General features: G+C 71.3%; 13 protein-coding genes. 9 read left to right on the top strand and 4 right to left on the bottom strand.

What is annotated here, in order from left to right; translation table 11 throughout:
* Window positions 1-693 precede the first annotated feature (693 nt).
* The gene (locus tag CLV68_RS33805; RefSeq protein WP_170224231.1) at window positions 694-843 is read left to right on the top strand and encodes a hypothetical protein; all 150 of its coding nucleotides are present in this window, start codon (window positions 694-696) and stop codon (window positions 841-843) included.
* A gap of 79 nt (window positions 844-922) precedes the next feature.
* On the opposite strand, the gene CLV68_RS12015 is transcribed toward CLV68_RS33805, so the two are convergent.
* The gene (locus tag CLV68_RS12015) at window positions 923-1786 is read right to left on the bottom strand and encodes a LysR family transcriptional regulator (protein WP_121390424.1); all 864 of its coding nucleotides are present in this window, start codon (window positions 1784-1786) and stop codon (window positions 923-925) included.
* A gap of 83 nt (window positions 1787-1869) precedes the next feature.
* On the opposite strand from CLV68_RS12015, the gene CLV68_RS12010 reads away from it, so the two are divergent.
* The 4 genes from CLV68_RS12010 (at window position 1870) to CLV68_RS11995 (ending at window position 5698) form a co-directional block, all read left to right on the top strand.
* Entirely contained in the window at window positions 1870-2265 is a 396-nt protein-coding gene (locus CLV68_RS12010; RefSeq protein WP_147459955.1) for a hypothetical protein, read from the top strand.
* Window positions 2262-3101: an NAD(P)H-binding protein gene (locus CLV68_RS12005; RefSeq protein ID WP_121390422.1), complete on the top strand. Its 840-nt coding sequence runs from the start codon at window positions 2262-2264 to the stop codon at window positions 3099-3101. The genes CLV68_RS12010 and CLV68_RS12005 overlap by 4 nt, the downstream gene beginning before the upstream one ends.
* A 31-nt stretch (window positions 3102-3132) precedes the next feature.
* On the top strand, window positions 3133-3888 hold the full coding sequence (locus CLV68_RS12000; protein ID WP_121390421.1) for a dienelactone hydrolase family protein: 756 nt from the start codon (window positions 3133-3135) through the stop codon (window positions 3886-3888).
* 109 nt (window positions 3889-3997) lie between these two features.
* Window positions 3998-5698, top strand: coding sequence for a serine/threonine-protein kinase (locus CLV68_RS11995; RefSeq protein ID WP_121391134.1), 1701 nt, complete (start codon window positions 3998-4000; stop codon window positions 5696-5698).
* Here the strand turns inward: CLV68_RS11995 and CLV68_RS11990 are convergent.
* A complete protein-coding gene (locus tag CLV68_RS11990) occupies window positions 5686-6879 on the bottom strand; it encodes an MFS transporter (RefSeq protein WP_121390420.1) in 1194 nt (397 codons plus the stop codon). The genes CLV68_RS11995 and CLV68_RS11990 overlap by 13 nt on opposite strands.
* Window positions 6880-7130: 251 nt before the next feature.
* Between CLV68_RS11990 and CLV68_RS11985 the strand changes: the two genes are divergently transcribed.
* The 3 genes from CLV68_RS11985 to CLV68_RS11975 are packed head-to-tail and all read left to right on the top strand — an operon-like array spanning window position 7131 to window position 10908.
* Complete coding sequence (locus CLV68_RS11985) at window positions 7131-9212, top strand: MMPL family transporter (protein ID WP_121390419.1); 2082 nt, start codon at window positions 7131-7133, stop codon at window positions 9210-9212.
* Window positions 9213-9217: 5 nt separating this feature from the next.
* Window positions 9218-10288: a sensor histidine kinase gene (locus tag CLV68_RS11980; protein WP_121391133.1), complete on the top strand. Its 1071-nt coding sequence runs from the start codon at window positions 9218-9220 to the stop codon at window positions 10286-10288.
* Complete coding sequence (locus CLV68_RS11975; protein WP_121390418.1) at window positions 10285-10908, top strand: response regulator; 624 nt, start codon at window positions 10285-10287, stop codon at window positions 10906-10908. Before CLV68_RS11980 ends, CLV68_RS11975 begins: the two co-directional genes overlap by 4 nt.
* A gap of 126 nt (window positions 10909-11034) precedes the next feature.
* On the opposite strand, the gene CLV68_RS36065 is transcribed toward CLV68_RS11975, so the two are convergent.
* The gene (locus CLV68_RS36065) at window positions 11035-11823 is read right to left on the bottom strand and encodes a restriction endonuclease (protein ID WP_483902887.1); all 789 of its coding nucleotides are present in this window, start codon (window positions 11821-11823) and stop codon (window positions 11035-11037) included.
* A gap of 14 nt (window positions 11824-11837) precedes the next feature.
* The gene (locus CLV68_RS34685; protein WP_211346473.1) at window positions 11838-12206 is read right to left on the bottom strand and encodes a hypothetical protein; all 369 of its coding nucleotides are present in this window, start codon (window positions 12204-12206) and stop codon (window positions 11838-11840) included.
* 389 nt (window positions 12207-12595) lie between these two features.
* Here CLV68_RS34685 and CLV68_RS11965 point away from each other — a divergent pair, with 389 nt between their 5' ends.
* Window positions 12596-13411 (top strand): NHL repeat-containing protein, encoded by an 816-nt coding sequence (locus CLV68_RS11965; RefSeq protein WP_246009773.1) that lies wholly within the window; start codon window positions 12596-12598, stop codon window positions 13409-13411.
* Window positions 13412-13438 lie beyond the last annotated feature (27 nt).

Here is a 13438-nt window from a genome sequence, read left to right as displayed (position 1 = left end):
TCGGCCGCTCGGCTTGATCGCTCGGGTTCGACGAGCCAGCTCAGCCAGCTCGGCTTGACCAGCCAGCTCGACCACCCGACTCAACCAGCCAGCTCAACCGCTCAACTCGGCCACTGACCCAACAACCCCCCTGCTCGACCACACCTGGCTCAGCCCGCCCAGCTCGGCCGCTCGGCTCGGCAGGCAGGCTCGGCTTGAGCAGTCCAGTCCGGCCACCCGGCCCGATCAAGATCAACTCCACTCCGGGGCCCACCCTCCCGGGGCCCGGGGCCCCATCTCTGAACCTATCGCTTTCCCTGCCCTGTCAATAGCCGTCGCGCGCGGGCTGTGGATGGCTGACGACCTTGTGGACAACTCCCGGATCCATGCCCGCCGATGATCACCGCGACCCGGGTGGAAGAGCGGCGAGCAGGGGGACAGGTCCAGTGCGGCCACCCGGTGGGGCGGTGGGTCCGAGGTGCCCCCGCCGAGCGGGGGTGTGGGGTGATCCGGTCGGCCGCACTCTGGTGGGAAGGGGTCGTGGGTGGAGTCCGGCGTTGTACGTTCGGCGGGTCCGGGTGCTGATCACCGAAGGGTCTCCACCATGCGTCGACTGGTCCTCGCTTTCTGCTTCGCCGTCGTGGTGTCGCGGGGGCGGTCACGCCCGCTGTGGCCGCGCCGCCGCCGTTCACCTATGTGGGGCCCTATGCCACTGTGACCGAGTGCGAGGTCCAGGCGCAGGCGTACCGGGACTCCAGCCCCGGGCGGGTCGAGTGGGCCAGCGAGTGCCTGCACAAGAGCACGGCGCAGTTCCCGGCGGGCTGGTACTTCCGCACCCTGTATGCCCCCGAGCTGCCCAGCTAGCAGGACAAAAGCTCCACTGTGGACCAAGCGTGACCGTGGCACCAGCCGAGGCGCGCACGACTTGTGCGCCGCGGTCTTTTCACCGGGGGAAGTTGGCCAGCAAGAAGTCACGTAGTACGGCCACTCGCAGGGGTAGGTGGCGGTTCGAGGGGACCACCAGGTGCAGTGGTTGGCCTTCGGCGTGGTGGTCCGGCAGTACTGGCGTGAGCAGGCCGGACCGCACGGACGCGGCCACCGCGGGGTCCGGCAGAAGGGCGATGCCCACGCCCGCGATTGCCGACCGTCGGACGAACGACAGGTCGTCGGCCGCGAGGGGGCCTGTCACAGCGACGGAGATCTCGCCGCGCGGGCCGTGCAGGTGCCAGTGGTCCGCGTCGCCGAACCGGAGGCAGAGGTGTCCACTCAGGTCTGCCGGGCGTTGCGGGATTCCCTTGCGCGCCAAGTAGACCGGCGATGCGAAGAGCCGGAAGCGGGTGTCTTGGAGGCGGGTCGACCCGCGGCTCTCGGGTCCCGCTCTCAGCGCCAGGTCGAATCCGCCTTCGATCAAGTCCACTGACGGCGACAGGGTCATGTCCACCCGCACCTCCGGATAGCGGGCCAGGAAAGCGGCCACCAACTCCGGCAGCACCTCCGCGCCGACGTCCGGCCTGGCGGCCAACCGCACGACGCCGCGCGGTGCCTCTCTGGTGTCCGCGGCGGCGCCCGCTGCCGAGTCCAGTTCGGACAGTGCCACCGATACTCGCGCGTGGTAGGCGCGTCCGGCATCGGTCAGGGCGAGTGACCGCGTGGTGCGGTGCAGGAGCCGCACGCCGAGCCGGTTCTCCAGCCGGGCCACTCGGCGGCTCACCGACGACTTCGGCATCCACAGCGCCCGCGCGGCGGCCGAGAAGCTCCCCGCCGCCACGACCTGGACGAAGATCGCGACGTCACCCAGTTCTTCCATGCGGTCATTGTCCCATGGATGGAACAGTCCGTTCGGATCTCACCCACTAGTGCACCTGGGACAACGAACCTAGCGTTGACGGCGTGGCAACAACCCCCAAGAGCGCAACGGTGCCCCGAACAACCCTCGCGACGGTCGCGGCGAACGTCATCCCGGCGTACGTCATGCCCGCCGCCATGAGCTACGCGAGTGCCCTGGCCTTGGCGGACCACCGGCTGGCGGCTGCCTCGGTCACCACGATCGCCATCCCCTCCGCGCTCGCCGCGCTGGCCGTCACCTTCGGACCGCGCGGTGGGCGTCGCCCGGTCCGGATGCTGGTCGCCGCCTGCTTGTGCGCGGCTTTGGCGTTCGTGGCCAGTCTCGCGCTGGTCCACACCGGACTCGCCGGATCGACGCTGTTCCTCGACGCTGTGCCGTCAGCCGCGCTCGGCGGGGTCATCACAGCCGCACGCACCTCCAACCGGAAGAAGGATTCATGATCCTCGTCATCGGCGGCACCGGCACCACCGGACGCGCCGTCCTGCCCGCCCTGCACACCCGCGCGGTGCCGACCCGGGCACTCGTCCGCACCCCGGGCACCGTCCCGCCGGGCGTCGAGCAGGTCGTCGGGGACGCCGCCGACCCCGGTGCGCTGCGGGCCGCGCTGACGGGCGCGTCCGGCGTGTTCCTGGCCATGGGCAACGGCCCGCGCCAGGAGGAGATCGAACTCGGCGTGGTCGCCGAGGCCGCCCGCGCAGGCGTCGACCACCTGGTCAAGCTGTCCGCGCCCGGCCCGGCCGACTCGCCGGTCGCCATCGCCCGCATGCACCACCGCGTGGAGGAGGCGGTCCGCGCGTCCGGGATCGGCCACACGTTCCTGCGGCCGTACGCGTTCTTCCAGAACCTGCTCTTCCACGCCGACCGCGTCCGCGCCACCGGCTGGTTCCCGACCACCACCGGCGACACCCCGCTGAACATGGTGGACGCCAGGGACGTGGCCGACGTCGCCGTCGCCGCCCTGATCACCAAGACCACCGGCACCCACGTCCTCACCGGCCCGGAAGCCATCTCCTACCCCGAGATCGCCGCCCGACTCACCGCGGCAGGCGCCCCGACCCGCTGCGTCACCCTCACCCCGGCGGAACTGCGCGCCGAACTGGCAGGCGCCCCGCCCTGGCTCGTCGACCACGTCCTGGAGATCCAGCACCTGGCCACCACCCACCCGGAACACCCCAACAACACCATCACCCACCTGCTTGGCCGCCCCCCGCGCACCCTGGACGCCTTCCTCCACGAACACGCCCCGGCGTTCCGCGCCTCTCCTATCCTGCGCTGACGGGCAGAGTTCGTGATCGAGAGGAAGACCCATGGCTACCAGGACGGTGCGGATCCCCACGGCCGACGGGGAGGCTGACGCCTTCGTCGCCGTTCCCGAAGGGCCCGGGCGGCACCCGGGGGTGCTCCTCTACACCGACGCCTTCGGGGTGCGGCCCGTCCTGGAGGACAGGGCGCGGGAGCTGGCCGGGCACGGGTACTGCGTGCTCGTCCCCAACATCTACTACCGGACGGGCCCGGCGCCGGTCGTGGAACTCCCGGAGCACATCGGGGAGGACGTCCGGTCCTCGATCATCGCCGGGGTGATGCCGTTGATCGAGGCGCACACGCCCGCGCGGGTGCTGCGCGACGCCGACGCCTACCTCGGGTTCCTCGGCGCCCTGCCCGAGGTCGGCACCGGGCCGGTGGGGGTGATCGGGTACTGCGTCGGCGCCGCCCTCGCGATGCGCACGGCGGCGGCGCGTCCCGGGTTGGTGGGGGCGGTCGCCGGGTTCCACCCCGGGTTCCTGGTCACCGACGCGCCCGACAGCCCGCACCGCCTCCTGCGGGACCTCACCGCCCAGGTCCACCTCGGACTGGCCGAGAACGACATGACGCCGGAGACCATCGCCGAGCTGGACCAGGCGCTGGACGCCACGGGGGTCGGCTACTCGACCGAGGTCTACCCGGGCACCGTCCACGGCTACACGATGTCCGATACCGACGCTTTCGACCCCGCCGGGCTGCGGCGGCACTGGGATCGTCTGCTCCCACTCCTCGACCGCGCCCTGGGCGCAGGCCGGGGGTGACGCTGGGTGGTCGGATCGGCACCCGGTTCGCAGGGCGATCGGGGCGTTCACCTGTGTGAATGTGCCAGCGTCGGCGGGGTGGCGTGCTGGGGTTGCTAGCGTGTGCGCGGTGTCGGAGCGAGGGCAGACCGGGCGCGTGGTGGGTGGCCGGTTCGAGTTGTTGGGGCGGCTGGGCAGTGGCGGTATGGGCACTGTCTGGCGCGCCAGGGACGTGGGGTTGGAGCGCGAGGTCGCGATCAAGGAGATGCGACCCGCGGACGCCGCGTTGTTCGACCACAACCCCGCCCTGGCGGCGCAGCAGCGGGAGCGGGTGCTGCGGGAGTCGCGGGCGCTGGCCCGGTTGCAGCACCCGAACGTGGTCTCGATCTACCAGATCATCGAGTCGGACGACTCGCCGTACCCGTGGATCGTCATGGAGCTGGTCCGGGGCACCTCGCTGGACGCGCGGTTGTTGGAGGGCACGCTCGGGCCCGCCGAGGCCGCGCGCATCGGACGCGGTGTGCTCGGGGCGTTGCGCGCCGCGCACGCGGCCGGGGTGCTGCACCGGGACGTGAAGCCGGGCAACGTCCTGTTGCGCCTGGACGGCAGTGCCGTGCTCACCGACTTCGGGATCGCCGCGCTCAACGACTCCGGGCAGCTCACCGCGACCGGCGAGGTGATCGGGTCGCCGGAGTACATCGCCCCGGAGCGGCTGCTCGGTGACGAGACGAAGACCGCGTCGGACCTGTGGTCGCTGGCGATGCTGCTGTACGTGGCCGTCGAGGGCTACCACCCGATGCGGCGCGCGACGACGATGGCGACCCTGGCCGCGGTGATGACCGAGCCGGTCCCGCCGCCGCGGCGCGCGGGTGCGCTCGGGCCCGTGCTCAGCGCGGTACTCGTGCCCGACCCGAACGCCCGGCCCGCCGCCGAGGTCCTCGACCGGATGCTGGCCGCGGCCGAGCAGGGGACGCCGCTCGGGCCGCCCACCCCGGCCCGCCCAGTCCTCCCGGGACCCCACACGCCCCCGAGGCCCATCCCCACCGGACCCCACGGGCCGCCCACGCCCGCCCGGCCGGTCCTGTCCGCACCGTCCACAGGTCCGTGGCAGCACCAATACCCCGCGTACCGGCTGCCGGACAAGGTGTCGCAGCCGATCCGCAAGACCGCGCGCACCCGCGCCATCGTCGGCGTGGTGGCGGCCGCACTCGTCCTCACCGTCACGCTGGTGCTCATCAAGGTCCTGAACAGCGGCAACACCCCGGCGGGCAGCGGGGGGCCACCGGAGGAGACAACCTCGCAGGTCACCGCCACCACCACGATCGGGCAGAAGACCACCGAGCGCACCAGCCAAGCAGCGCGGACGACCACGACGACCACGGTCGCGGCGGCGCCGGACGAGCTGCTCACCACGGCGGGCGCGCGCAAGGTGGTCAGCGCGTTCAGCGAGGTGATGGGCGGGACCAAGGTGTCCGACCTGACCATCTACGGCAAGTACGCGATGGCGACCGCGCCGACCGCGGCGGTGAAGAACGGGTTCGACGACTTCGAGTACCGCAACGGCACAGCGACCCGCAAGGGACCGGACGGGGTGGACAACGACCGCGCCGTGGTCGACCTGAACAAGGTCAACTGGGACGCGCTGCCCGCCCTGTGGGAGCGGGCCAACAAGGAACTGGGCGTCGAGAAGCCGTCGATGCGCTACATCATCGTCGACACCGGCCTCATCGACCACGTCCCGGCCCTGAAGCTCTACGTCACCGACGACTACGGCGGCGGGTACCTGCTGGCCACCATCGAGGGCAAGGTGATCAGGCTCTACCCCCGGTGAACGCGGCGCAGCAGGACCGTGGTGACGAGGCTGCTCACGCCGGTCAGCGCCATCGCCGGGCCGACGTGGACGAACTCGGCGGCCGCGCCGAACACCAGGGGGCCGATGCCCTGGACGGTCATGGTCGCGGTCGAGAGCAACGCGAAGCCCTGCCCCTGGAGGTCGGACGGAACCGCCTCCAGGAAGCGGCGTTGCAGCCCCAGCAGGTAGGCCGACCCGAAGCCCGCGACCGCGAACACCGCGACGACACCCGCGTACGGCAGCACTAGAGCCAACGCGACTGGGGGCGCGCCTAGCACCAGCAGTAGCGGTAAGACCAGGCGTTCCCGTGTTGCTGGCGCGAAGGCTCTACCGACCACTATGTCGCCGACGAGCATGCCTACCGGTAGAGAGGCCAAGAGGAGTCCGGTCTCCCCCGGGCTGAAAGCGCGCTGCACGGAGTAAGGGATGAGCAGGCTCTCGGCTCCTGCCATGTAGGCGGCGGGAAGGCACTGCGCCAGGATCAGCGGGACGACGCCGGGAGCGGCTACGAGCGCCGCATTGCCCTGCCAACTCTTACGCACGATCGACCCGCCGGACCGGGCCGTCTCCGTGCGCGGCAAGAGCAGGCGGCTGATCACCGACGCGAGCAGGTGCATCCCGGCGGTGACCAGCATCGTCCGCTCCACCCCCAGCCACGCGATCAGCGCTCCGCCTGCGGCCAGCCCGATCAGCTGCGCCGCGACCGCGACCAGGTAGGACAGGGACCGGCCGAGCACGTAGGCGTCACCGGTGAGGATCTCCGCCAGCACCCGGCCGAACGCCCCGGAGGTGACCGGCGCCAGGCAGGCCACGACACCGACCAGGACCAGGCTGCCCGCGACCGAGGGGCTGCCGAACGCGAGCACCAGCCCGACCACGCACTGCAGCGCGTAGCCCGCGGTGATCAGCGCGCGCGGCGGGAACCGGTCCGCCATCGCCCCCAGGAACAGCCCACCGACGACCTGCGGCAGGAACCCGACCGTGAACGCCACCGCCGCCAACAACGGCGAGTCCGTCCGCCGGAACACCACCACCGCCAGCGCGACGGAGCGCAGCGTGTCCGCCGAGATGCCGAGCACCCGCCCGAGGAACAGCACCCGAAACCTCGGGACGGCGAGGACCTGACCGTAGGTGGCCTTGGCCGCGAAGGCGTCAGTCATGATCAGGATGCTCCCAGACCCCGCACGCTGGTCAACTCGAATACCGCGCGGCGGCAACGCTTCCCAGCGGGTGGAGGACGTCCGGCGCACCGGCGACAATCAGTCCACAGTAGAGCTTCCACGGGCGGGGCAGTCGGCCGGTGATCGGAATCCACGGCTGACGAGGACGCTCGTGTCCACCGGTTGGGGGACAACGGGTGTCGGTGGGTCGGGCGTGGTGCGTGGGGGTCGTGGGGCGCGAGCCTTGGGACATGGGGAACTTCTCGGTTCGGGTCGCTGGGTGGTGCGCGCGGCGGGCGTGGTGGGTGGTCGGTGGCTGGGTGGTGCTGGTGGCCCTGTGCCTCGGGGTCGGGCTGGGGGTCGGGAACAGGCCCGCGGTGACGGCGGACTACCGGGTCGGGGAGGCGGGGCGGGCCGAAGGGATCGCGGCGGAGGGTGGCGTCGGGCGGCGGCCGGTGGAGTACGTGATGATCACCGGGCGGGCGGTGGGCGCTGAGATGCCAGTGGACGCTGGGGTGGTCACGGCTGTCACGCAGGGGTTGGCGGGGGTTCCCGGGGTCGTGGCCGTGGGCGAGCCGGTGTGGTCGCGGGATCGGCGGGCGGTGCGGATCGACCTGACGCTGGGGGTCGACGAGCGCGAGGCGGCGCGGGCCGCGGGTGAGGTGCGGGCGCGGACCGAGGCGGTGCAGCGGGCGCGTCCCGAGGTGGTGGTGACGCAGACCGGGCGCGCGTCGATCGGCCGGGCGGTCGAGCAGCAGCGCGGGCAGGACATCGCGCGGGTCGAGATGATCACGCTGCCGGTCACGCTGGTGACCTTGGTACTGGTGTTCTTCTCGCTCGGGCTGGCGCTGGTGCCGGTGCTGCTGGCGTTGTCGTCCATCGCCGCCGCGGTCGGGTTGTCGATGGTGGCCTCGCACGTGTTCCCCGACGCGGGCGTGGGGACGAACGTCATCCTGCTGATCGGGATGGCGGTCGGGGTCGACTACAGCCTCTTCTACCTCAAGCGGGAACGGGAGGAACGCGCCCGCGCGGGTGGTCGGCTCTGCGCCGTCGCCCTGGTCGACCTGGCCGCGGCGACGGCCGGGCGGGTGGTGGTGACGTCCGGGCTCGCGGTGGTGGTGTCCAGCGCGACGCTCTACCTGGTCGACGACGTCATCTTCTCCTCGCTGGCCACCGGGGCGGTCCTGGTCACCCTGGTCGCGGTGGTCAGCTCGATGACGGTCCTGCCCGCGGCGCTCGTCCTGCTCGGCAGGACCAGCGAACGGCGGGCCAGGCGGGTACCCGCCGGGAAGGTCACCGGGGCGCTGATCCGCGGGATCGAGCGGAACCCCGTCCGCACACTGGTGGCCGCGACCCTGGTGCTGCTGGCGTTGGCCGCGCCGATCCTGGGGATGCGCATCACGGACATGGGGCCGGAGACCCACCCGCGCGAACTGGCGGCCGTGCAGGCATACCACCAGTTGACCGACACGTTTCCCGAGGTGAAGGCGATCCACCAGGTCGTAGTGCGCGGGGCTGGTCCTGAAGCGACCAAGGCGATCGCGGATCTAGCCCTGCGCGATCCCTCTATCAGCGGACCGGCCACAGTGCGCACGTCAGCCGATGGCCGCACCCAGGTCTTGGATCTCGCGGTGCCGCACTTCGTCAGCGAACAGGCAGCGCAAGACTCGCTGCGGCGCCTCCGCGAGCAGTACGTCCCGGCCGTGCTCGGGCAGATGAAGGGCGTCGAGTACGCGGTTAGCGGTGACGTCGCACGGTATGTCGACTACCCGCGGCACCAACAAGAACGGCTGCCTTGGGTAATCGGCGCATTGTTGCTCGTGACGCTGCTCATCACCGCGGTGGCGTTCCGGTCGGTAGTGCTGGGCGTGATCGGAGTGGTGCTCAACCTGCTCTCGGCCGCGGCGGCGATCGGCGTGCTGGTGTGGGTGTTCCAGGGGCGGTGGGCGGAGGGGCTGCTGGACTTCACCTCGACCGGGTCGATCGGCTCCCGGGTACCGCTGTTCCTGTTCGTGATCCTGTTCGGCCTGTCGATGGACTACCAGTTCTTCTTCATCAGCCGGGTCCGCGAGGCGGTGCTGGCCGGGGTACCCACCCGGCGGGCGGTGTTCGAGGGGATGCGCCGGTCGGCGTCGGTGATCACCAGTGCCGCGCTGGTGATGGTCACCGTGTTCGCCGCGTTCGTCGGGGTGCACCTGATCGAGGTGAAGCAGACCGGGCTCAGCCTCGCGGTGGCCGTCCTGGTCGACGCCTTCGTGGTCCGGACGCTGGTCCTGCCGTCGCTGCTGCTGGTGCTCGGGGACCGGGTGTGGTGGCCGAGATCCGTACGCTGAGCGACATGCGCGGGTGGTACGCCCTGGTCTGGGTGGTGTTCGGGCTGTGCCCCGGCCTGGTCGCGGTGCTCGGGGACACGGGGACGCGGCGGTTCTGGTCGGTCGTCGTCCTGGGCGCGATGGGCGTCGGGTACGCGCTGGTGACCCTGCTGCCCGACCACCGGGCGATCCGGCTGACCTACCTCGTCCTGCTCATCCCCGCGCTCGGGGCGATGGGGTTTCTGCCGGGCGGGGGTGCCGCGTTGTTCGTGCTGACGCTGCCGCAGTTCTGGCTCCTCGCGCGGACGCTCGCGGGCTGGCTCAGTGGTGCGGCCGCGGTGGCGGTGGTGGTCGGGGCGGTGGCGCGGGATGACGGCGCGGGCAACGCAGTGGTGGCCGCCGGGGCCTTCTTGATCTCCGTGCCGGTCGGGCTGTGGTGGCTGCGCAACCGGGCGCTCGGTGCCGAACTGGCGCGGACCAGGCGGGAACTGGCTGAGGCCCACCGGCGCGAGGGGGCCGTCCGCGAACGCGACCGGCTGGCCCGGGAGATCCACGACACGCTGGCCCAGGGGTTCGCCTCGATCGTCGCGCTGGCCGAGGCGGCGCGGATCGCCGCGGACCCGCAGCGGCGCGGGCGGTACCTGGCGTCGATCGAGGCGACCGCGCGGGAGAACCTCGCCGAGGCGCGGGTGCTCGTGGGGGCGGCGCCCTCCGACGAGGGGTCGCTGACCGGCGCGGTGGGGCACCTGCTGGCGCGCTTCGCCGAGGACACCGGCATCGTGGTGCACGCGGACCTGGCCGAGGTGGAACCGGCGGCGCGCGTTCGGGGGGCGTTGTTGCGGTGCGCGCAGGAGTCGCTGGCCAACGTCCGCAAGCACGCCGCCGCCTCGACGGTCACGGTGGTACTCGCGGCGCGGGCGGACGGCGTCGAACTGGAGGTCACCGACGACGGCCGCGGGTTCACGGTCGGCGACGCGCGGGGGTTCGGCATCACCGGCATGCGGCAGCGGCTCGCCGAACTCGGCGGCGACCTCACCGTGACCAGCTCACCAGGCGACGGGACCAGGGTCCTGGCCGAGATCCCGGAGGACACATGACCGTGCGCGTCGTCGTCGCCGACGACCACCCCGCCATGCGCGCGGGCGTCGTCGCCCTGCTCGGCACCGCCCCCGACCTCGACGTCGTCGGCGAAGCGGCCGACGGCGACGACGCACTCGCCCTCATCGCCCGGCTCCGGCCGCACGTCGCGGTGCTCGACCTGCGCATGCCGGTGCTCGACGGGGTCGCCGCCACCCGCCGGATCGTCGCCGAACACCCGGCCACCCGGGTCCTCATGCTCACCACCTACGACACCGACAACGACATCGAACGCGCCATCGCCGCCGGTGCCCTCGGCTACCTCCTGAAGGACGCGGGCCGAGACCAACTCACCGCCGCCGTCCGCGCCGCCGCCCGCGGCGAGACCACCCTCGCCCCCACCATCGCCACCCGCCTCATCACCCGCCGCCGCATCACCCTCAGCCCGCGCGAGGTGGATGTACTACTCGCGGTCGCGGATGGACTGTCCAACCCGGACATCGGCCGCCGCCTGCACATCACGGAGGCGACGGTGAAAACACACCTGCTCCGCGCCTTCGCCAAACTCAACGTCAACGACCGCACGGCCGCGGTGGTCTCCGCACTCCAACGGGGCCTGCTTCCCCATCGAGACGGGTGATCGGCAGCTATGCCAGACCCGCGCTGACGTCACAGTGGTCGACACTGACGACGTGGAGTGGGAGTTCGGGGATCCGGGCTGCTGACGTCAGTGGGCTCGATGCCCCCCGGGTCAGGGCAGCACCTGTCACAAGTTCAGGACTTCTTTGGGGCGGCGAGCACTCACCGCAGCCGGATAGCCCGTGGTGATCGCCGCGAGCAGCGCGTCGACGTCTCCCCCATGGCTCTCGAACGACAGCCGCCGAACCTCCTCGGCGAGGTGGCGGCCGTCGATCAGGAGAATCGGGTACTGGTCCTCGATGATCTCCAACTGGGCCGCGCGGCTGTAAGCGCCGGTGGTCACGAACACACCGATCCAACCGCGGCGTAATCGGGCCACGACGCGGGCGATCTGCTCGGCGCTGATGGAACTGGTCGGCGCGACGCACTTGGCCTGGCCCAGCACGACCAATCGAACCATCGCGCCGCCGGTCCCGATGTCCAGACGGCCCACGAAGTCGGCCCCACCGTCTCCCGATCCGCGGGTCAGCCAACCCTCTGCGTACCCGCCACCCCGATTCCGGAACACGGCACCGGCGACGCGGGAAGCGAGGAGTTCGAACTGGACCTTGTTGCCGTCGAATTGGCGGTAGATCTTCTCCAGCAACCGGTCTTCGGACGAGCCGGGAACCGGGCGCTGCTCACCCGCCGTGCGCACCCGGCTCGCGGCCACTCGACGGCGGATCCTGGTCAGCACCGGATCCCCGAGCTTGATCCACTCCTGCCACGCCCTCGGCGCGAACCGCAGGGTCTGCGCACCGGTCAGGTCGGGGTCACGGCGATCGTCCAACCACCGGCAGTCCACCTGCTCACCGTCTTCGGCCAGACTGAGCACCGCGAGGTCGAAGACGAAGTTGGCGAAGCTCCTCCCCGTCACCGGGTCACGTTGGATCACGTGCTCGAGGCGCTCCATGATGGCGACACGCAGAACTGCATGTAGCCCTTCACGACACCGTTCACCGTGATGGAGCGGAACAACAGGATCGGCGGCGCAGCAAGGCGTTCCTGCTGGGTCCCGCCCCGGTGGGCAGGCCAGGCGTCGAGTAAGGCGGCGTTGCCCCTGCTGCGCCCCAACGGCATGCCGTCGTCGATCTTGTGGTCACCGAAGTACCGGACGTAGCCGTTGTCGAGGTCGTAGATGTCGTGCCAGGGATTGCTTTCCTGCCCGGCCTTCCACGGGCTGGAGCGCAGCACGAGCACAGGACGGCGGACCCCGTCCGAAGAGGCCACCATCCTGGTCAGGTTGATCCCGCTGGACATCGGGATCCGGGTCCCGTCGACCGCCGCAGTGAGGTAGTGGAAATTAGGGTACCCGTCGACTACGGGGTCCTCCGCTGACGCACCGTAAGCAGAACGCACTGTTGCGGTCATGGAAATCATCTTCGGTGGGGTTGCACTCACCTCAGGATGATGGCAGACGGTGACTGTGCAGTAGCTGCGTTCGCGATCATCTCGACCGGCGCGAAGCCGTGTTCTGGGGATGGCGTCACCCGGGTGGTGGTCTGGGGTGGGGTGGGTGGCGGGGCAGAGTCTGGGGGATGACGAGGTGGATGCGGGTTGTGGTGGGGGTCTTGGTGGTTCTCGCGGTGGGGGGTGGGGCTGTTCCGGCCAGTGGGAGTGGGGATCGGGGGTGGCCGGAGGAGTTGCGGTTGCCGGACGGGTTCCGGCCGGAGGGGATCGCGGTCGGGGAGTGGCCGGTGGGGTACTTCGGGTCGTTGGCGGATGGGCGGGTGCGGCAGGTCGATCTGCGGACGGGGGTGGGGCGGCAGTTGAGCGCGCCGGTCGGGGGGTCGGCGGTGGGGTTGAAGGTCGAGTCGGGGCGGCACCGGTTGTTCGTGGCGGGTGGGAGCAGCGGTGAGATCAGGGTGGTGGACACCAGGGACGGGGTGGTGCTGGCCAAGTACAAGGTGGCGGGCGGGTTCCTCAACGACGTCGTGGTCACCAGGGACGCGGTGTGGGTGACGGACTCGTTCCTGGGGCAGCTGTACAAGGTCCCACTGGGGCGCGACGGGACGTTGCCCGCCGCCGCGGTGACCGTGCCGTTGGGTGGGGAGTGGGTGAACACGCCGAACTCGTTCAACGCCAACGGGATCGCGAGCACGCCGGACGGGCGGGCGCTGATCGTCGGGCACACCTCGTCGGGCAAGCTGTTCCGGGTCGATCCGGCGACCGGGGTGGCCAAGGCGGTCGATCTCGGCGGGGAGAGCGTGGTCGGCAACGATGGGCTGCTGCGGCTCGGGCGTGACCTGTACGTGGTCGAGAACGGCAGCAACCGGATCGCCAAGGTCGGGCTGCGGCCGGACGGGTCGGCCGGGGTCCTCGAGCGGCGGCTGACCGATCACCGGTTCGACGTCGCCACCACCGTCGCGGCCTACGGGGACCGCCTCTACGCGGTCAACGCGCGCTTCTCGACGCCGCCGACGCCCACGACCACCTACACCGCCGTGGCCGTGCCCCGGTTCTGATCTCCCGGCATGTGGGAGCCGGAATAG

The organism is Actinokineospora cianjurensis, assembly GCF_003663795.1.
GTDB lineage: Bacteria > Actinomycetota > Actinomycetes > Mycobacteriales > Pseudonocardiaceae > Actinokineospora > Actinokineospora terrae.
Note: the sequence above shows the minus strand (reverse complement) of the source record. Positions and strands in the feature narration are given on the sequence as shown.